The sequence below is a fragment of the Plantibacter sp. VKM Ac-2885 genome (assembly GCF_015351205.1).
In the GTDB taxonomy this organism is placed as follows: Bacteria; Actinomycetota; Actinomycetes; order Actinomycetales; family Microbacteriaceae; genus Plantibacter; species Plantibacter auratus.
Window position 1 is genome coordinate 1,606,700 of the sequence record NZ_JADKSK010000001.1, and the last position, 18,321, is coordinate 1,625,020.

Below are 18,321 nucleotides of genomic sequence, written 5' to 3' on the forward strand. Positions count from 1 at the left end.
GGACAAGCTCAGTGACCGGGAGAGGTGCGCCGGAGGTGATCCGGTCCCTGAGCTTGTCGAAGGGTCGGCGGGAGAGGGGCGGCCGGATGAACCCGGTCCCTGAGCCTGTCGAAGGGCAGTTGGGCTGTGGCACCTCGGCGTGAAGCGGGCATCCCTGCGCGCTGTATCGCAAACAGGGTTGCTTCGCAGAGTGGTTTGCGTTACAAAGTAGGTATGACTTCACCGATGGAACCCACCGACGGCTCGGACGCGCTCGACCCGGCCGCCATGCTCGCTCTGCAGGAGCGACAGGCGAGCCGTGTCGATGACATCTTCACGAGGCCCACCATCGCGATCGTGTACATCTGGGGTGTCGCGTGGACCGTCGGGTTCCTCGCGCTCTGGTCCGCGAGCGACGAGAACCCCTGGTTCACCACGCCGCCGACGGTCGCCGGATGGCTCTTCGGGATCCTGATGGTGGGTGGCATCGTCTCGTCGTCGATCATCGGCTCCCGCATGTCGCGCGGGATCCAGGGTGCCCAGCAGGTGCAAGGGACCATGTACGGCATCGCCTGGGCGATCGGCTGCACGGCCGCAGCGGTGTTCGGCGGTGCGCTCTTCTCGGCCGGAATGGCGCCGGAACTCTCCGCGATCTTCTACCCGGCGATCTACAGCCTCGTGGTCGGACTGCTCTACCTCGCGGGCGGCGCGGTCTGGCGCGACCGGGTGATGTACGGCATGGGCATCTGGATCATCGTGGTCGGCATGGCCGCACCGTTCTTCGGCTCGCCGGGCAACGCACTCATCATGGCGATCGCCGGCGGAGGCGGGTTCCTCGTGTACGCGACCTTCCTCGAGGCGACCCGCCGTCGGCGTGCCCACCGATCGGCGGCGTGACCGATGGACGAACTCGACCCCCTCATCCACGCTCAAGCCCGCCTGCGCATCATGTCGACGCTCGCGGCGATCGACGCGGACAGCAGCATGTCGTTCCCCCGCCTGCAGGAGATGCTCGACATGACCGCCGGGAACCTCTCCACGCATCTGCGGAAACTCGAGGACGGCGCCTACGTCCTCGTCACCAAGACCCACCGGGGACGCACTCCGGTCACCTACCTGGAACTCACCACCGTCGGGCGCCGCGCGTTCGAGGACTACATGACCGGCCTCCGAGCGATGCTCGGCGGCGCGTCGGGAACGGGGACATCATGACGAACACACCACTGGCCACCCTCGAGGGCGTGACACGACGCTACGGCGACGTGACCGCGCTGCACGACGTCGACCTCAGCATCGAGCCGGGGTCGCTCGTCGGGCTCCTCGGACCCAACGGCGCCGGCAAGTCCACGGTGCTCTCCCTGCTGCAGGGCACCCGACGTCCGACGACCGGCACGGTGACGCTCTTCGGCGGCGATCCCGCCCAAGCGGTCAACCGCACGCGGCTCGGATCGACACCGCAGGAGACGGCACTGCCGCCCACGCTCCGCGTGGGAGAGGTCGTCGACTTCGTCGGACGGCACTTCGCGGACCGCGTGCCGACGGCCGCCCTGGCGGAGCAGTTCGGTTTCGGCGACCTCCTCCGACGCCAGACGGGCTCGCTGTCCGGCGGGCAACAGCGCCGACTCGCTGTCGCACTCGCGTTCGTCGGCAAACCGCGTCTCGTGCTCCTCGACGAGCCGACAACGGGTCTCGACGTCGACGCACGTCGCACCCTCTGGGACGCGATCCGCCGGCAACACGAACTCGGGGCGACGATCGTCCTCACCAGCCACTACCTCGAGGAGATCGAAGCGCTCGCCGAGCGCGTCGTGGTGCTGGGTGGCGGACGGGTCATCACCGATGCCCCGCTGCGCGACGTGCTCGGGCTCGTCGGCATCCACCGGGTGCGGCTCCGGACCACCGACCCCGGAGCGGTGGAGCGGCTCGCCGGGGTCGTCCAGGCGAGTCGTGACGGTGACGCCGTCGAACTGGACGTCCGTGACGCTGACGCGTTCGTGCGCGATCTCGTCCGGTCCGAGGCCCCGTTCACCGATCTCGCCGTGCGCGGCGCAACCCTCGAGGAGGCGTTCCTGACCCTCACCGCGGACGCCCGGGCGGACGCCGAACGGAGCGCCGCCTGATGGCCACCACACTCCAGCTCACCGCCCTGCACGCGCGGTACTCCCTGCTCGAGACCGTGCGCGTCCCGATCGCGCTGATCGGCTCGCTCGTCTTCCCGGCGCTCTCGCTGCTGTTCTTCGTCGTCCCGCAGGCGCAGGTCGCCGGCGATCCCGTCATCGCGACCCAGGCGGTCATCTCCCTCATCGTCTTCGCGGTGCTCGCCAACTCCCTGTTCGGGTTCGGGCTGACCATCGCCCAGGCGAGGGAGCAGGCGTGGGATCCGTACCTCCGCACGCTTCCGGTGACGGGTGTCGCCCGTGTCCTATCGCACTTGTGCTCGGTCGGCCTCCTCGGGTTCGCGGCCGTCATACCGGTCATCGTGCTCGGCGCGTTCCTGACCGCCGCCACCACGACTCCGATGGGACTGCTCGGCGGCATCGTGGCACTCCTGGTGGGTGCCCTGCCGTTCATGCTCCTCGGCACCGCGATCGGGTACGCCCTCCCGAGCAAGGCCGCGATCGCCGTGGTGCAGGTGGTCATGTTCTCGCTGGCCTTCGCCGGTGGGCTGTTCATCCCACCGTTCCTCTTCGCCCCGTGGCTCGACCGGCTGTCGATGTTCCTCCCGAGCCGCCAGACCCGGGAGCTCGTCGTCTGGGTGGTCCAGGGTGGCGAGTTGCCGTGGTGGTCGTGGGTCGGCGTCCTGGCCTGGACCCTCGTCCTGACCGTCGTGGTCCTCGCCCTCTACCGCCGCGACGAGGGCCGCCGATACCGCTGAGGTCGACGGACACCTCGCCGAGCACCGGTCGTTTCGGTGTTCTGTCACACGTCGACACACACCGTGCATCGGCCGCCAGGCGCTCGTACGCTGACGTCCATCCCGGCCGGACCACGGCCCATGACGAGCGGATGGAGCGACCCGTGTCCTGCAACACAGACCAGACGAACGCCGCCGACCGATCGACGGGCGCCCACTGATGGGAGCGCCCGTCGTGTTCGGCACCGGCCCGATCTCGGTCGACGACCTCGTGGCCGTTTCCCGCGACGACGCCATCGTCGTCCTCGACACCCCGGCCCTCGACCGCATCGGCGCCGGCCGGGCCATCGTCGACCGGCAGACGACGCCGGTCGGAGTCGGTGCGCAGGGTCCTCGGTCCCCGGGTCCACGGATCCCTGGTCCCGCCGGGGGACGAGCGGCTCCGCGCACCGCGACGCTCGATGCCTCGGCGGTGGAGGAGCGCGTCGTCCATGACCGCCGTGGCGGCATCGGACTGCCGCTCTCGGTGGACCGCGCTCGGGCGGTCGTCGCCGCCCGGCTCGCCGGATGGACCCGTGGCGCCTCCGGGATCCGCCTCGAGACCGCCGTGTTCGTCGCGGAGCTCCTCAACCGTGGGGTGACCCCGGTGATCCCGTCCATCGGCTCCCTCGGCGACGGCGACGAGACCCACCTGGCGTCCGTCGCGACGCTCGTGATCGGACAGGGGGAGGCGGTCCTCGCGGGTGAGCGGCTCTCCGCCCAGGTCGCCCTGTCGCGGGTCGGGCTCGCACCGCTCGACCTCGCTGTGCACGAGGGCTTGGCGTTCGTCCACCACAACGCCTACTCCCTCGGCGTCGGTGCGCTCGCACTCCACCGGCTCGGCGCGCTTAGTCGGCTGGCGGACACCACGAGCGCACTCTCGTCGCGGGTCGCTGCGCGGTCCGGGCTCGGCGGGCGAGGACCGGCGTTCGACGCGAGGGTCCTCGCCGGCAGCCCGTCGGCGGGTACCCGGGCGAGCGGCGAGCGGATCTCCGAGTTGTTGGCGACGCCGGTCGGCCCGACAGGTGCGCGCGGCGGACGGGACCTGGACGGACTGCGGCTCCGGGCGACCCCGCAGATCAACGGTGCGCTCGCCGACGAGGTCACGGCGGCCGTCCAGCTCGTGGAAGCGACGCTCGGAACGGCCTCGGAGGATCCACTCGTCGATCAGGCGTCGGGTGTCCTGCGGACCGGCGGGCTGCTGCATGGCGCCCGGCTCGCCCGCGCTTTCGACGGGCTGCGCGCGGCCATCGCGCACACCGCCGCTGCCGCCGAGCGACGGCTCGGACGCATCGACGGAGGCGGGGCCGGACTCCGGGGGACCGGGCACGGTCTCCTACCGGGTCGGCTCGGTCAGTCGGCAGCGGACCTCGTCGCCGAACTGCGCGTGCTCGCAACCCCGGTCGTCGCCGCGGGCGTGCCGGACGAGGGCTCGGACGACCCGGCCTCCTTCGCCGGGACCTCGCTGCGACTGCTGGAACGCTCGACCGCCCTCCTCGCGGACGTGCTGGCGGTCGAGGCGGTCGTCGCGGCGGACGCGCTCGGCCCGGAGGAGCACGACGAGTGGTCGGTCGGGCTCTCCGTCGCTCACGCCGGCCTCCGGTCGGCGATCGAGCAGGAGCTGCACGGTCAGCAGCTCGTCACGGCGGCGCTCGCCGCGTTGGGCGTCGACCGATCCTGAGCGACGGCGGCCGGCCGGTGGTCGTGCGCGGGCGCACCCACGTCGCCGCATGCCATGTATTTCGCCACGTGTCGAGGGGGTGGGCGATGTCAGTGCCCTCCGGTAGGTTCGGACCACCGACCGAGAGACGTTCAGCGAGCCACCGACCGCGGCGGCGACGACCCTTGGAAGACGACCTGTCACGAACAGCCGTGCAGAGAAGAGGCATCGGTCCAGCATGATCTCCTTCGAACACGTCTCCAAGCGCTTCGACGACGGCACCCTCGCGGTCGACGACTTCTCCCTCACGATCCCGTCGCGGTCCACCACGGTCTTCGTCGGGTCCTCCGGCTGCGGTAAGACCACGCTCCTGCGGATGATCAACCGCATGGTCGATCCGAGCGAGGGACGCATCGTCATCGACGACGAGGTCGTCTCCGCCGTCGACCCCGTCCGTCTCCGTCGCCGCATCGGCTACGTCATGCAGAACTCCGGTCTCCTCCCGCACCGCACCGTGATCGACAATGTGGCCACGGTGCCCATGCTCACCGGCGTCAACAAGAAGCAGGCCCGGGCGGACGCCCTCACCCTCCTCGACACCGTCGGACTCGACCGCGCGCTCGCCGACCGGTACCCGAGCCAACTCTCCGGCGGCCAGCAGCAGCGCGTCGGCGTCGCACGAGGCCTCGCGATCGACCCGAACATCCTGCTGATGGACGAGCCGTTCGGCGCCGTCGACCCCCTCGTGCGTGCCGAGCTCCAGCGGGAGCTGCTCCGACTGCAGCGCGACATCGCGAAGACGATCGTGTTCGTCACCCACGACATCGACGAGGCCTTCCTCCTCGGCGACCAGGTCGTCATCCTGCAGAAGGGCGGCCACATCGCCCAGGTCGGCACGCCGGCCGAGATCGTCGCCAACCCTGCCGATGACTTCGTCGCCCAGTTCATCGGCGCCGATCGCGGCCAGCGGACCCTGCACGTCGAGCGCGTCGACGGACGCGACGTCGTCGTCGACGAGTCGGGCCGCCCCGCCGGTGTCCTCGGAGCCGGGCCCGGCGCAGGCGACCGCCCGGGCCTCGACGTCCGGAAGGACGGCGCATCCACATGAGCTGGGTCATCGCGAACTGGGACATGATCTGGGACCTCACCCTCACCCATGTCCAGCTGAGCCTGCCCCCGATCATCCTGGGGTTCCTCATCTCCCTACCCCTCGGCTGGCTGGCACACCGGTACCGGTGGTCGCGTGGCGTGCTGCTCACACTGAGCGGCATCCTCTACGCGATCCCGTCCCTGCCGCTGTTCGTCCTCATGCCGTCCCTCATCGGCACGAAGATCCTCGATCCGGCGAACGTCGTGATCGCGCTCACCATCTACGCCGTGGCCCTGCTCGTCCGCACGGTCGCCGACGCGCTCGACGCCGTCGACGCCGGGGTCCGGCAGTCGGCACAGGCCGTGGGGTTCTCCACCGGCCAGCGGTTCTGGCGGGTCGAGTTCCCGCTGGCGGGTCCGCTCATGCTCGCCGGCATCCGGGTGGTCTCCGCGAGCACGATCAGCCTGCTGAGCGTCGGCGCCCTCATCGGCGTGACGAACCTCGGCTACCTCTTCACCGACGGCTACAACCGGCAGTTCCCGATCGAGATCCTGACCGGCATCGTCGGGACGGTCGTGATCGCGATCGTGTTCGACGTCCTGCTGGTGCTCCTCGGCCGACTCCTCATGCCGTGGACGCGGATCAGCTCGAAGGGTGCGATCCGACGTCGTCGTGCGGCCACCGAAGCCCGTGAGCTGGCGACCGCCGGGGGAGGAGCCGCATGATCAACTTCCTCGCCGCCTTCGCCTGGATCTTCGACCCCGCGCACTGGGAGGGCCCCGGCGGCATCCCGGTGCGGGTGCTCCAGCACCTGGCCGTGACCGGCCTGACCGTCCTCATCGCCTGCGTCATCGCGATCCCGCTCGGGCTCCTCATCGGGCACACCGGGAAGGGACGGGAAATCGCGGTCGCGATCACCGGCGCGCTCCGGGCGCTGCCGACCCTCGGTCTGCTTTCACTCCTCGCGCTCATCACGCTCGGGTGGGGCTTCTCCAGCACGAGTCTCGTCCCCGCGATCACGGCCCTCGTCGTGCTCGCCATCCCGCCCGTCCTGGCCGGTGCGTACGGCGGGGTCGAGTCGATCGACCGCCAGACCATCGACGCCGCGCGTGCCGTCGGGATGAACGAGTGGCAGATCCTCGGCAAGGTGGAGATCCCGCTCGCCCTCCCGCTCATGATCGGTGGCGTGCGCTCGGCGGTCCTGCAGACGATCGCGACCGCCACCGTCGTCGCCTTCCTCACCAACGGTCCCGGTCTCGGTCGCTACATCCTCGACGGCCTCCCGGTACGGGACTACGCGCAGATGCTCGCCGGCTCGATCATCATCATCGTGCTCGCCCTCCTCCTGGAGGGCGTCTTCTCCCTGCTGCAGCGCGCCGTCGTGCCGCGCGGTGTCCAGGCGACCCACACGCGGGTCGACGAGACCCGGGGTCACGGCACCGGCGGCGACCGGTCCAGCGCACCAGACCCCGCCGTCGCAGAAGCGGAGGCGAACATGCAGACCGCGGCATACCGCAACAACTGACGCGTTCCACCATGCCGGGTGACAGCACCGCCCGGCTCCCAGACCCACAACGGCACCACCGTTCTCGCCCATCACAGATAGGAAACACCATGTTCACAGTTCGACAGGGTCGACGCCTCGCCGTCGGCATCGCCGCGACCGCCGTCGCGGCCCTCGCACTCAGCGCCTGCTCCGCAGGCGACCCGACCGCTGGGGAGACCGCGGCATCCGACACGATCACGGTCGGCTCCGCCGGATTCCCCGAGTCGGAGATCATCGCGCAGATCTACATCCAGGCGCTCGAGGCCAACGACATCAAGACGGCCGAGTCCCTCAACATCGGCGCGCGGGACGTCTACATCGCAGCGCTCGAAGACGGCTCGATCGACCTCGTCCCCGACTACAGCGGCAACCTGCTGCAGTTCTTCGACGACTCCGCCACGGCCACGTCGAGCGACGAGGTCTACTCCGCCCTCCAGGAGGCCACGCCGAAGGGCTACGAGGTCCTCGACCAGTCCAAGGCGGAGGACAAGGACTCTTACAACGTCACGAAGGAGTTCAGCGAGGCGAACAACGTCACGAGCCTCGCCGACCTCGCGGCCCTCACCATCCCGCTGGCCATCGGCGGCGCACCCGAGCTGGCTGAGCGTCCGTACGGCCCCAAGGGCCTGACCGAGGTGTACGGCGTCCCCGCCGACAAGCTCACCTTCGTCCCGATCAGCGACGGCGGCGGCGCACAGACCACCGCGGCCCTGCTCGACGGCACGGTCCAGCTCGCCGACATCTACACCACGACCCCGTCGATCACCGAGAACGACTTCGTCACGCTCGAGGACCCGGAGAACCTGATCCTCCCGCAGAACGTCCTGCCGCTGATCAACTCGGACAAGGCCAGCGACAAGGTCAAGGAGGTCTTGAACGCCGTGTCCGCGGAGCTGACCACCGAGGACCTCATCGAACTCAACGCCCGCAACCAGGGCGACGAGAAGGCCGCTCCGAAGACCCTCGCGGCCGACTGGCTGAAGGACAAGAAGCTCTTCAGCTGAGCAGCAGCCACACGTCGATGGCGTCGTCCGGTTCTCCGGGCGGCGCCATCTCGCTGTTCGCGGGGAGCGCATCCGGCTGCAGCCGGATGTCGGTCTCCGACACCTGAGGAGTTGGTAGCGTCAGGGTATGAGTTCCGAGACCCCCGCAGAGTTCATCGCGTCCTGGACCGCCTGGCACACCGCTCGCGAGCGTTCCGTCCGAGCACCCCACGGTATCGCCGCCCTCCGGTTCACCCACTGGCTGACCGAGGAGGCGACCGCTCTCGAGGGCGCGCCAGGCACCTGGCGTGCGGACGCGACCGGCATCGTCGGTGAGCGGCTCACGGGCACCGGACTGACCACGCCGAGTGGCGCGCAGATCATGACCGACCGCGTCGAGCTGGTCCATGGCGACGAACTGCACTTCGGCGACGCGCTGCTCCGAGGCATGGAGCGCGACGGCGTCTACGCACTCCGCGTGCTCGACCCGGAGGCGCCGACGCGGACCTCGCTCGCGGGCATCAGCGCCTTCGCCCCCGACGTCGCCTGGATCCGGCCGGCGCGGTTCGTGCCGTCCCCGGACGTCACGGTCGAGACCGAGTCGATCGACGGCCACGTCACAACCGAGACCCCCGTCGGCCGGGTCGAGTTCGAGCTCGGCGACGAAGCGGTCTCGCTGACGGTCACGGGCGGCCCGAACGGACTCTGGGCGGTCTTCTCCGACGGCACGAGTGGCGACGAAAGCTACCGGTTCCGGTTCATCAGCATGCCGGCCCCGACCGCGGACGGCCACGTGCTCGTCGACTTCAACCGCGCGTACCTGCCGCCGTGCGCGTTCAGCGACCACTACGTGTGCCCGCTGCCTGCGCCGAACAACCGGCTCCGCACCCGGATCACGGCGGGCGAGCGACTGCCGCTCGGCCAGTAGGTCCCGGGCAACGGATCCCGCATGACGAACCGGCTCGCCGAGGCGATGAGCCCGTACCTCCGGTCGCACGCCGAGCAGCCGGTCGACTGGTACCCCTGGGGGCCCGAGGCCTTCGCCGAAGCGGCCCGTCGTGACGTCCCCCTGCTCGTCTCGATCGGCTACTCGACGTGTCACTGGTGTCACGTCATGGCACGCGAGTCGTTCTCGGACGAGCACATCGCCGGGCTCCTCCGACGCGACTTCGTGGCGGTGAAGGTCGACCGCGAGGAGCATCCCGACGTCGACGCCAGTTACCTCGCCGCCGCCGGCGCGTTCACCCGTGACCTGGGCTGGCCGCTGAACGTGTTCGTGACGCCGCGCGGACACGTCTTCCACGCGGGGACCTACTCGCCTCCCGTGCCGCTCCGCGGGCATCCCTCGTTCCCGCAGGTGCTCGAGGCCGTTCGCGTCGCGTGGACCGAGCGACGGGAGCAGGTCGTCGCGAGCGCCGACGGACTCGCGCGGGCGATCGCCGAGACGATGTCGTCCACGGATGACGCCCCACTGCCGGAGCCCGGCGACCTCGACGCGGCGATCGAGGCGGTCGAGGCGCTCGAGGACCGGGAGCTCGGCGGCTTCGGCACGGCTCCGAAGTTCCCGATGGCCCCGCTGTTCGACTTCCTGCTGACGCCGCGCGAGGGCGAGGTCGCCCGCCGCGGTGTCGACCTCGCGCAACGCACCCTGAGGACCATGGGGGCCTCGGCGCTCCGGGATCCGGTCGAAGGCGGGTTCTTCCGGTACGCGGTCAACCGGGACTGGACCGAGCCGCACTACGAACGCATGCTGACCGACAACGCGCTCCTCCTCACCGCGTACACGCGGGCCTGGGCCGAGCGCCCGAGCTCGTGGGCGGCCAGTGTCGCCGCCGGGATCGCCGAGTTCCTCATCGGCACGCTGCAGCAGCCGAGCGGCGGTTTCGGGTCGGCGCAGGACTCCGAGAGCGTCGTCGACGGCATCGGATCCGAAGGTGGCTACTACCGACGCGATGTGGATGGCCGGGCGACGCTGACCCCGCCGGCTGTGGACCGCAAGGTGCTCACCGGTTGGAACGGGCTCGCGATCGGCGCGCTGGCGGAGGCCTCGACGGTCTTCGACCGCCCCGAATGGATCGAATCAGCGAGGTGGGCGGCGGACGCGGTGGTCGAGAACCACCTCGGCTCGGACGGCACGCTCGCCCGGGCCTCGCTCGATGAACGGCGGTCGGGCGCGGCGGCTGGCCTCGAGGACTACGGGATGCTCGCGGAGGGGCTCCTGCGCCTCGGCCTCGCGACGGGCGAGGTCCGCTACGCGGAGGTAGCCCGCGACCTCGTCGACCGGTGCTTGCCGGACGAGACCGTGACCGACGAGACCGTGACTGACGAGACCGTGACCGACGCCTCCTCCGCCGCGGTGGCCGGCTTCATCCTGCCGGGCGGCGGCGACCCGGTGCTGTCGGCCCAGGGCATGCGGATCGACGGCGACCCGTCGGAGGGCGCGTATCCCTCGGGGATATCGTCGCTCGGACGCGCGTCGCTGCTGCTGTTCCAGCTGACGGCCGACGGCCGGTTCCGGGACGCCGCCGAGGGCGCGGTCCGGTTCGCCGCGTCGGCTGCGCTGTCGGCACCGACCGCGTTCGGCGCGAGTCTGGCCCTGGCGGCATCGCTCACCGGGCCGGCGTCGCAACTCATCGTCGTCGGGCCGGATCGGGTGGACCCGGACGAGGACGAAGATCGCGCGACGGCGGATCGGGCGATGCGCGACGCGGTCAGGACGCGCCGGGACGACGTCGTGGCGGTGGTCTCCGAGCGGCAGGCGGTGGCCTGGGCGACGAGCGGGTTCGACGTCTTCGCCGAACGGACCAGTCGGGACGGCCGGTTGACCGCCTACCACTGCCGGGACTTCGTCTGCCGCCTCCCGGTGACGGACGCGGCGCAGCTCGACGCCCGCTGAACCAGCCCACCGACCGACCCGTCACGTCGACGGGTCAGGCTCCGAACGTGCCGTCCGGTCCACCGAAGCGCAGCTCGCGGGCTTCGGAGCGCCAGCGTCCGAGTCCACCGTCGAGGAGCGCGACGCGCTCGTATCCGGCTCCGGTCAGCGCCGCACGAAGGCGCTCGGCGGAGCGCCCGTCCAGCTGGTCGTACAGGACGATCGTGTGCTGCTCCGTGACACCGATGGCGGCCGCACCGCGTCGGATCTCGTCCGCTGAGGATGCTCCGAGCCCCTGGCGCGCGTCCAGCAGCTCGACGAACACGGCACCGGGTACGTGCCCGTCGAAGAGGTACAGGTCGTAGCCGCTCACCAGCCGCACCGGGCCGCCGTCCAGCGCAGGCAGCTCGACGACACTCGCGTCGAGGACGATGAGGCTCTCGCTGCCGAGATGGTCCGCGAGCCACTGGGTGGAGACGAGCGGGTCCACCAGGAACGGCGCGTGCGTGGAGGTCATGCGCCCACCGTAGGAGGCCGCAGCCCGGATGACCACGGTGGTCGGCAACACGCGGTCACACGACGCCGCGGTTCAGCACTCGATGACGTTGACCGCGAGACCGCCCTCGCTCGTCTCCTTGTACTTCGTCGACATGTCGACACCGGTCTGGCGCATGGTCTCGATCACGGTGTCGAGCGACACCAGGTGCGTCCCGTCGCCGTGCAGCGACAGACGTGCGGCGCTGACGGCAGTCGAGGAGGCGATCGCGTTGCGTTCGATGCACGGGACCTGGACGAGCCCGCCCACCGGGTCGCACGTGAGGCCGAGGTGGTGCTCCATCGCGATCTCGGCGGCGTTCTCGACCTGACGCGGTGTGCCGCCGAGGACGGCGCACAGGGCACCGGCGGCCATGGCGCAGGCCGAGCCGACCTCGGCCTGGCAGCCGCCCTCGGCCCCGGAGATGGACGCGTTCGCCTTGAAGAGCGAGCCGATGGCGGTCGCCGTGAGCAGGTACCGACGGATCCCGTCGAGCGAGGCGCCCGGCACGAACCGCAGGTAGTAGCTCCCGACCGCCGGGATGATCCCCGCGGCCCCGTTCGTGGGTGCGGTCACGACCCGCCCGCCGGAGGCGTTCTGCTCGTTGACCGCCAGGGCGAATGCATGCAGCCATTCCGTGGGGAGCTCGCGCCCGCTCTCGGCCTCGGCCACGTCGAGGCGCTCACGGACGGCACGTGCCCGGCGCTTGACGCCGAGACCGCCCGGGAGGGTGCCGGTGTCGGCGAGCCCGGCGGTCACGCACTCGTGCATGGCCGTCCAGATGGCGTCGAGGCCGGCGTCGACCTCGACCGCGGACCGTAGGGCCTCTTCGTTGCGTCTCGCGATCGCGTCGATCGGGAGCCCTGTCTCGTCGCAGAGCCCGATGAGCGTCTCAGCGGTCCGGAACGGCATCGGCACGGGTGTCGACGGCAGCACCGTGCTCGGGTCGTCGCCGTCACGACGGATGAAGCCGCCGCCGACCGAGTAGTACGTCTCGGAGCGCACGGGGAGGTCGCTCCGCTGATCCCAGGCGTGGAGTGTCATGGCGTTCGGGTGGCCCGGCAGCCTCGTCCTGGGCACGAACGAGATGTCGTCCTTCGAGAACGCGATGGCACGCGTCCCGGCGAGGGTGAGCGGAGCGCCGTCGAGGTGGTCGCTCCAGGCCCGGCGGACCTCGGCTGGATCGCACCCTTCCGGGGTGAGTCCCTGGAGGCCCGCGACGACGGCGTCGGGGGTGCCGTGACCGATGCCGGTCGCGCCGAGCGATCCGTACAACGAACATGTGACGCGGTCGACCCGGTCGAGCAGTCCGTCGTCCGCGAGCCCGGTGGCGAAGGCCAGGGCCGCCCGCATCGGTCCGACCGTGTGCGAGCTGGACGGCCCGATCCCGATGGAGAAGAGGTCGAACGCGGACACGTATGCGGTCACTGGACGACCCCCTTCGGTGCGACTGGCTCCTCTCACTCTAAGCGTCTTCGGCGCCGGGTGCGGTGTCAGCGGGTGTCAGCGGTAGGTGAGCGATCCGTGAGTGCCCCCGCCCACACTGTTGTCCGGGTCGCCCACCGGCGGTCCACACCTGATTTCGAAAGGCATCCGCATGAGCATCAGCTCCGACTGGGCGATCGAAGCCCACGGCCTCGTGAAGACCTTCGGCGACAACCGGGCGGTCGACGGCGTCGACCTCTCGGTCCGCACCGGCACCGTCTACGGCGTCCTCGGCCCGAACGGCGCCGGCAAGACCACCACCATCAGCATGCTGGCGACGCTCCTGCGTCCCGACGCCGGCAGCGCCACCGTCTTCGGACACGACATCCAGCGGGAGTCGCAGGTCGTGCGCCAGCTCATCGGCGTGACCGCGCAGTTCGCGTCCGTCGACGAGAACCTCTCGGCCACCGAGAACCTCGTCATCTTCTCGCGACTGCTCGGGCTCGGCCGCGCGGAGGCGAAGCGCAAGAGCGCCGAACTCCTCGAGGAGTTCGGCCTGAGCGACGCGGCGTCGCGACCCCTGAAGAAGTTCTCGGGCGGTATGCGTCGTCGTCTCGACCTCGCGGCGAGCCTCATCGCCCAGCCGCCCCTCATCTTCCTCGACGAGCCGACCACGGGCCTCGACCCGCGGACCCGCGCGCAGATGTGGGACACGATCCGCCGCCTGGTCGCGACGGGCTCGACCGTCCTCCTGACCACCCAGTACCTCGACGAGGCGGACCAGCTCGCCGACCGGATCGCCGTCATCGACCGCGGTCTCGTGGTCGCCGAGGGCACCTCCGACGAGCTGAAGGCCTCCGTCGGCGAGTCGTCGCTGCAGCTGCGGCTCGCGGACCCCGCCGACCTGGAGGATGCGCGACGGGTCATCTCGAGCGTCCTCGGCGTCGACACCGTCGTCTCGCCGGAGGCCACCCGCATCACGGCCCCGATGCGCGACCCCGACGCCGTGACCGACCTCTTCATCACGCTCCGGGGAGCCGGGATCCGGCTCGCGGAGATGAGTGTCCAGAAGCCGACCCTCGACGAGGTCTTCCTCACCCTCACCGGACACGGGGTCGAGGCGGACGACGCCGACGCCACGTCCGACACCGATTCCCTCGACACCGCAGAGCAGGTCCACGCATGAGCACGATCACCATCACCCCGGCCGCAGACCGGTCCCTCCGGAACCACGTCAGCCTCTCGCAGACGGTCCGCAACTCCTTCACCATGGCGTACCGCGGACTGCTCAAGATCAAGCGCACGCCCGAGCAGCTGATCGACGTGACGGTCCAGCCGATCATCTTCACCCTGATGTTCACGTACATCTTCGGCGGCGCGATCGCCGGCGACGTCGCGAGCTATCTGCCGATCATCATCCCGGGCATCCTGGTCCAGACCGTCATCACGACCTCGGTCGTGACCGGCATCCAGCTCCGCGAGGACATGGACAAGGGCGTGTTCGACCGCTTCAAGTCGATGCCCATCGCCCGCATCGCACCGCTGGCCGGTGCCCTCCTCGCCGACACGGTGCGCTACACGATCGCCACGACGCTCACCTTCGCGATGGGCTTCGTCATGGGGTACCGACCGGAGGGCGGCATCGGCTTCGTGGCCCTCGCCGGCCTCCTCGTGATCGTCTGCGCCTGGGCCATCAGCTGGATCTTCGCGTTCTTCGGGGTCATCGCCCGGAGCGCGAGCAGCGTGCAGGGCATCTCGTTCCTCGTCCTGTTCCCGCTGACGTTCCTGTCGAACGCCTTCGTGAACCCGGAGACGATGCCGAGCTTCCTCCAGGGCTTCGTGGACGTGAACCCCGTCTCGCACCTCGTGACCGCGGTCCGCGACCTCGCGAACACGGGTGTCTTCGGCGGCGACGCCTGGCTGGCGCTCCTCGGTGCCGCCGTCATCGTCGCGGTCTTCGCACCGCTCACCGTGCGGGCGTACATGCGCCGCGCCTGACGACGAGACGACCGCAGCGACCGATCAGCGCGCCGCCAGGGCAGGACTGCCGAGCAGTTCGAACGCCCTGGCGGCGCTCTCGTGCGCCTGCAGAGGGAGGGTCCGCTCGGCGAGGCGGTCGCGCTCGGTCGCCGTGAGACGCGCCGCCGCTGCTGCCTCGTGTGGTGTGCGGACGAGCGACGGGATGTCCTGACGGGAGGCGAGTGTACTGGCGAGCGCGACGAGCTCGGCGCCGATCAACCGCACCTCGTCGTCGTCCGAGCGGACGTACCAGGCGCCGAGGGCGATGATCGTGGAACCCAGCACGGGCCGGTCGAACCGGTTCGGGAGGAGGCGTCCCAGCGCGATGGTGCGGGTGCGGACCCGTCGCACGAGACGCTGGACCTCGGTGGCGCCCGGGACGCCGTCCAGCACGGCGGCGGCGATCGCGGCGGAACCGACGAGGGTGAACCACGGCGATCGGCGCGACTCACCCGGAGCGAACGCCACGAGCGCCCTCCCGTAGAGCTCGGCTCCCCGTGCGGCGTCGCCCTGTGCCCGCGCGATCTCGGCGAGACCGGCCCAGCCGATCGACCGCCGCTCGGGGAGCGGGGCGAACGCGGAGAACGAGACGTCGTCCGAGAGGAACCGGTCGAGCACGGTGGTGGCGGCGGCGTGGTCACCGCGGGCGATGTCGCCGATCGCGATCAGCCACTCGAGTTGACGGAGGTCCGCCTCGGCACCGATCGCGGTCAGCCCCTCGGCAGCGCGGGCCGCCCAGACGAGCGCCTCCTCCGGCTCGTCGTTCTGGCTGTGCAGTTGGGCGAGCATGTGCGCACTCATGGCGGCGCCCCAGACGTCTCCGAGCGTGAGCGAGAGGTCGTTCGCGCGCAGGGCGGCCGCTTCGGCGGCGCGGGGGTCGCCGTCGTTCTCCGCCGCCTGGGCCGACATGAGGTTCCCGAGGTTCGCGACGTGCGGGTCGGTCGACCGGGAGTACTCGCGGAGGAGGGCCTCCGCGCGTTCGGGGCGACCCGCGACCAGCAACAGGCTGACCATCGCGCGCATCCGTGGGGCCTGTGTCGTCCGCGCCCGTTCGAGTCGGCGGAGGACGCCGATCGCTCGCGCGGACGTGCGGGGATCGGTGGCGAGGAACGTCACGGTGATGATGGCGACGGCGATGGCCGGGGTGTCGGTCGACACCGACTCCGGGTCCTGATGGCGGAGCACGTCGAGGACGGCCGTTCCGAAGACCAGGACCTCCTGATGCGCGCTGCGGATCGTCCAGAAGAGGGCGAGTCCTGCGAAGACCGGGGCGACGACATCGGCGCGATCGTCGGCGACGGCCCCGCGGAGCACGTCCACCAGGGTGTCCTGTTCGAGGGCGAGGCGCGCGAACGCCGCCACCTGTCGGGGTCCCTGCATGGCGGGGAGGAGCGTCTCGGCGAGTGCGACCGCCCACGTCCGAGTGCGGTCGAGTACGAGGTCGTCCTCGTGCGCCTCGGCGGACTTGATCGCGCCGAACTCGCGGACCGTCTCGAGCATCCGGAATCTGACGGTCCCGGTGGCCGGGTCGTCCTGCACGGTGAGCAACGACTGGCCGACGAGCGCGTCGAGCGCTTCCACGACCTCGACCTCGGGGGCGAGCGCTGCAGCCGCCTCCAGATCGAAGCCGTCGGGGAACCTGGACATGCGACGGAGGACGACACGTTCGTGCTCGCCCAGGAGGTTCCAACTCCAGTCGATGACGGCGAGCAGGGTGCGGTGGCGCTCAGGAGCACTGCGATCACCGGCGGTCAGCAGGGTGAAGCGGTTCCCGAGTCGTCGCTCCACCTCCTCGACCGACATGGATCTGGTGCGCGCCGCCGCGAGTTCGATCGCCAGCGGCAGGCCGTCGAGTCTCGCGCAGAGACGTCCTGCGACATCGAGTGGCACATGGAGTCCCGGACGGGCGGCGCGCGCACGCTCGACGAACAGCCGCACCGCCGGGCCCGCGTGTTCGAGGTCGGTGCCGTCCACGGCAGCGTCCAGCGGGTCGAGTTGGTAGACGTGCTCGGCGGCGATCGACAACGGGCTCCGACTCGTCGCGAGGACGCGGAGGTCGCCGACCCAGGCCAGCGCATCGGCGATCCAGCGTGCCGCCGCATCCACGAGGTGCTCGCAGTTGTCCATCACGAGCAGCGTCGGTCGCTCCGAGAGTCGGTCGATGATGCGCTCGTGCAGTTCGACCGGTTGCGCCATGATCGCTTCGCTCAGCCGACGCGGAGTCGGGGCTTCGCGGATGCCGAGTGCGGTCGCGACCGCGAGCGGAAGATCGTCCGGGTCCCGCACGCTCGCCAGTTCCACCACGACGACGCCGGGCGTGTTCGTGGTGGCACGCCGGGCGACCTCCTGGGCGAGTCGGGTCTTCCCGAGGCCACCGGGGCCGAGGATCGTGGTCAGGCGGACCTCGGACACGAGCGTGCCGATCGCGTCGAGGTCGGTGTCGCGACCGAGGAGCTCGTTCGGCGCCGTCCGGAGTCCGAGCACCATGCTGGAGACGCGGGCGGTCGCTGGTGTGGACGCCGGCGCAGACGGCTCGACGGCGTCCTGCAGGAGCGCCGCGTGTGCCGCGACCAGCGCCGACGTCGGGTCGGCGCCGAGTTCGTCCCGGAGACGATGACGGTGGTCGGCGAAGAGCTGCATCGCGTCGGAGCGACGTCCGCTCTGCGCGTAGGCGTTGAAGAGCATCAGCTGGGTGGCGTCATCGAGTGGGTCGGCGGCGACGAGCGCCTCGAGATCGGTGATGACGGCCGCGCCGTCGCCGAGCTCGAGGCGGCTCTGGGCACGCACCCGGCGCAGGTCGTCGCGGAGCCGCGCCGCGCGGAGCGCCAGCTCGTCGCCGATCGGGCCGTCCAGTTCAGCGCCGGGATCATCGGTCCAGAGGAGGAGCGCGTCCCGGGCGAGCGTGCCCGCGGTGTGCGGGTCGGCGGCGCGGATGGCCGTCGACGCCGCATCGGCCGCCTGCGCGGCGACGTGGAGGTCGACCAGGGACTGGTCGATCGACAGTCGATACCCGGCGGCCGAGGAGTCGATGAGGTCCGGCGCCGACACGGCGCGCACCCGTGAGACCAGGGTCTGCAGCGCGGCTTTGGCACCTGCGGGCGGTGCGTCGTCCCACAGCTCGTCGATGAGGGCGGCCGTCGACACGGCGCGCCCGTCCGCGAGCACCAGGATGGTCACCAGCGCTTTGGCGAGCCGGCCGCCGGGTTCGACGAGCCGACCGGTGCGTCCCTCGACGAGCACCGGCCCCAGGACGGTCACTCGGAGGTTCGACGCAGGCACGTCACGAGTGTATCCACGGCTCGTTACTTGGACCGGC

The 18,321-nt window shown here is 70.7% G+C and carries 16 protein-coding genes; 13 read left to right on the forward strand and 3 right to left on the reverse strand.

Annotated features, from left to right (window positions below):
* Positions 1-213: 213 nt before the first annotated feature.
* The 11 genes from ITJ66_RS07780 (at position 214) to ITJ66_RS07830 (ending at position 11,047) form a co-directional block, all read left to right on the forward strand.
* Positions 214-876, forward strand: coding sequence for a hypothetical protein (locus ITJ66_RS07780; RefSeq protein ID WP_194644295.1), 663 nt, complete (start codon positions 214-216; stop codon positions 874-876).
* Positions 877-879: 3 nt separating this feature from the next.
* A complete protein-coding gene (locus tag ITJ66_RS07785; protein ID WP_194644297.1) occupies positions 880-1,191 on the forward strand; it encodes a transcriptional regulator in 312 nt (103 codons plus the stop codon).
* The gene (locus ITJ66_RS07790) at positions 1,188-2,099 is read left to right on the forward strand and encodes an ABC transporter ATP-binding protein (RefSeq protein ID WP_194644299.1); all 912 of its coding nucleotides are present in this window, start codon (positions 1,188-1,190) and stop codon (positions 2,097-2,099) included. Before ITJ66_RS07785 ends, ITJ66_RS07790 begins: the two co-directional genes overlap by 4 nt.
* Entirely contained in the window at positions 2,099-2,854 is a 756-nt protein-coding gene (locus tag ITJ66_RS07795) for an ABC transporter permease (protein WP_194644301.1), read from the forward strand. Before ITJ66_RS07790 ends, ITJ66_RS07795 begins: the two co-directional genes overlap by 1 nt.
* Positions 2,855-3,053: 199 nt before the next feature.
* A complete protein-coding gene (locus ITJ66_RS07800) occupies positions 3,054-4,553 on the forward strand; it encodes an aromatic amino acid lyase (RefSeq protein WP_194644303.1) in 1,500 nt (499 codons plus the stop codon).
* Positions 4,554-4,770: 217 nt separating this feature from the next.
* A complete protein-coding gene (locus ITJ66_RS07805; RefSeq protein WP_137242033.1) occupies positions 4,771-5,640 on the forward strand; it encodes an ABC transporter ATP-binding protein in 870 nt (289 codons plus the stop codon).
* Positions 5,637-6,347, forward strand: a complete 711-nt coding sequence (locus tag ITJ66_RS07810; RefSeq protein WP_079705429.1) for an ABC transporter permease — start codon at positions 5,637-5,639, stop codon at positions 6,345-6,347. The genes ITJ66_RS07805 and ITJ66_RS07810 overlap by 4 nt, the downstream gene beginning before the upstream one ends.
* Positions 6,344-7,147: an ABC transporter permease gene (locus ITJ66_RS07815; RefSeq protein WP_137242032.1), complete on the forward strand. Its 804-nt coding sequence runs from the start codon at positions 6,344-6,346 to the stop codon at positions 7,145-7,147. The genes ITJ66_RS07810 and ITJ66_RS07815 overlap by 4 nt, the downstream gene beginning before the upstream one ends.
* A gap of 89 nt (positions 7,148-7,236) precedes the next feature.
* Positions 7,237-8,172: an ABC transporter substrate-binding protein gene (locus tag ITJ66_RS07820; RefSeq protein WP_137242031.1), complete on the forward strand. Its 936-nt coding sequence runs from the start codon at positions 7,237-7,239 to the stop codon at positions 8,170-8,172.
* Between the two features lie 127 nt (positions 8,173-8,299).
* On the forward strand, positions 8,300-9,079 hold the full coding sequence (locus tag ITJ66_RS07825) for a DUF1684 domain-containing protein (RefSeq protein WP_079705432.1): 780 nt from the start codon (positions 8,300-8,302) through the stop codon (positions 9,077-9,079).
* A 21-nt stretch (positions 9,080-9,100) separates the two neighbouring features.
* Positions 9,101-11,047, forward strand: coding sequence for a thioredoxin domain-containing protein (locus ITJ66_RS07830; protein ID WP_137242030.1), 1,947 nt, complete (start codon positions 9,101-9,103; stop codon positions 11,045-11,047).
* 34 nt (positions 11,048-11,081) lie between these two features.
* Here ITJ66_RS07830 and ITJ66_RS07835 read toward each other — a convergent pair whose 3' ends face one another.
* Both ITJ66_RS07835 and ITJ66_RS07840 read right to left on the reverse strand, forming a co-directional pair.
* Positions 11,082-11,543, reverse strand: a complete 462-nt coding sequence (locus ITJ66_RS07835; RefSeq protein WP_137242029.1) for a rhodanese-like domain-containing protein — start codon at positions 11,541-11,543, stop codon at positions 11,082-11,084.
* Between the two features lie 72 nt (positions 11,544-11,615).
* Positions 11,616-12,989 (reverse strand): L-serine ammonia-lyase, encoded by a 1,374-nt coding sequence (locus tag ITJ66_RS07840; RefSeq protein ID WP_194644305.1) that lies wholly within the window; start codon positions 12,987-12,989, stop codon positions 11,616-11,618.
* 169 nt (positions 12,990-13,158) lie between these two features.
* Here ITJ66_RS07840 and ITJ66_RS07845 point away from each other — a divergent pair, with 169 nt between their 5' ends.
* Together ITJ66_RS07845 and ITJ66_RS07850 are read left to right on the forward strand one after the other, a co-directional pair.
* Positions 13,159-14,172, forward strand: coding sequence for an ATP-binding cassette domain-containing protein (locus ITJ66_RS07845; RefSeq protein WP_194644306.1), 1,014 nt, complete (start codon positions 13,159-13,161; stop codon positions 14,170-14,172).
* A complete protein-coding gene (locus tag ITJ66_RS07850) occupies positions 14,169-14,984 on the forward strand; it encodes an ABC transporter permease (RefSeq protein WP_064296503.1) in 816 nt (271 codons plus the stop codon). The genes ITJ66_RS07845 and ITJ66_RS07850 overlap by 4 nt, the downstream gene beginning before the upstream one ends.
* Positions 14,985-15,008: 24 nt before the next feature.
* Here ITJ66_RS07850 and ITJ66_RS07855 read toward each other — a convergent pair whose 3' ends face one another.
* Entirely contained in the window at positions 15,009-18,284 is a 3,276-nt protein-coding gene (locus ITJ66_RS07855) for a BTAD domain-containing putative transcriptional regulator (protein ID WP_194644307.1), read from the reverse strand.
* Between the last annotated feature and the right edge of the window lie 37 nt (positions 18,285-18,321).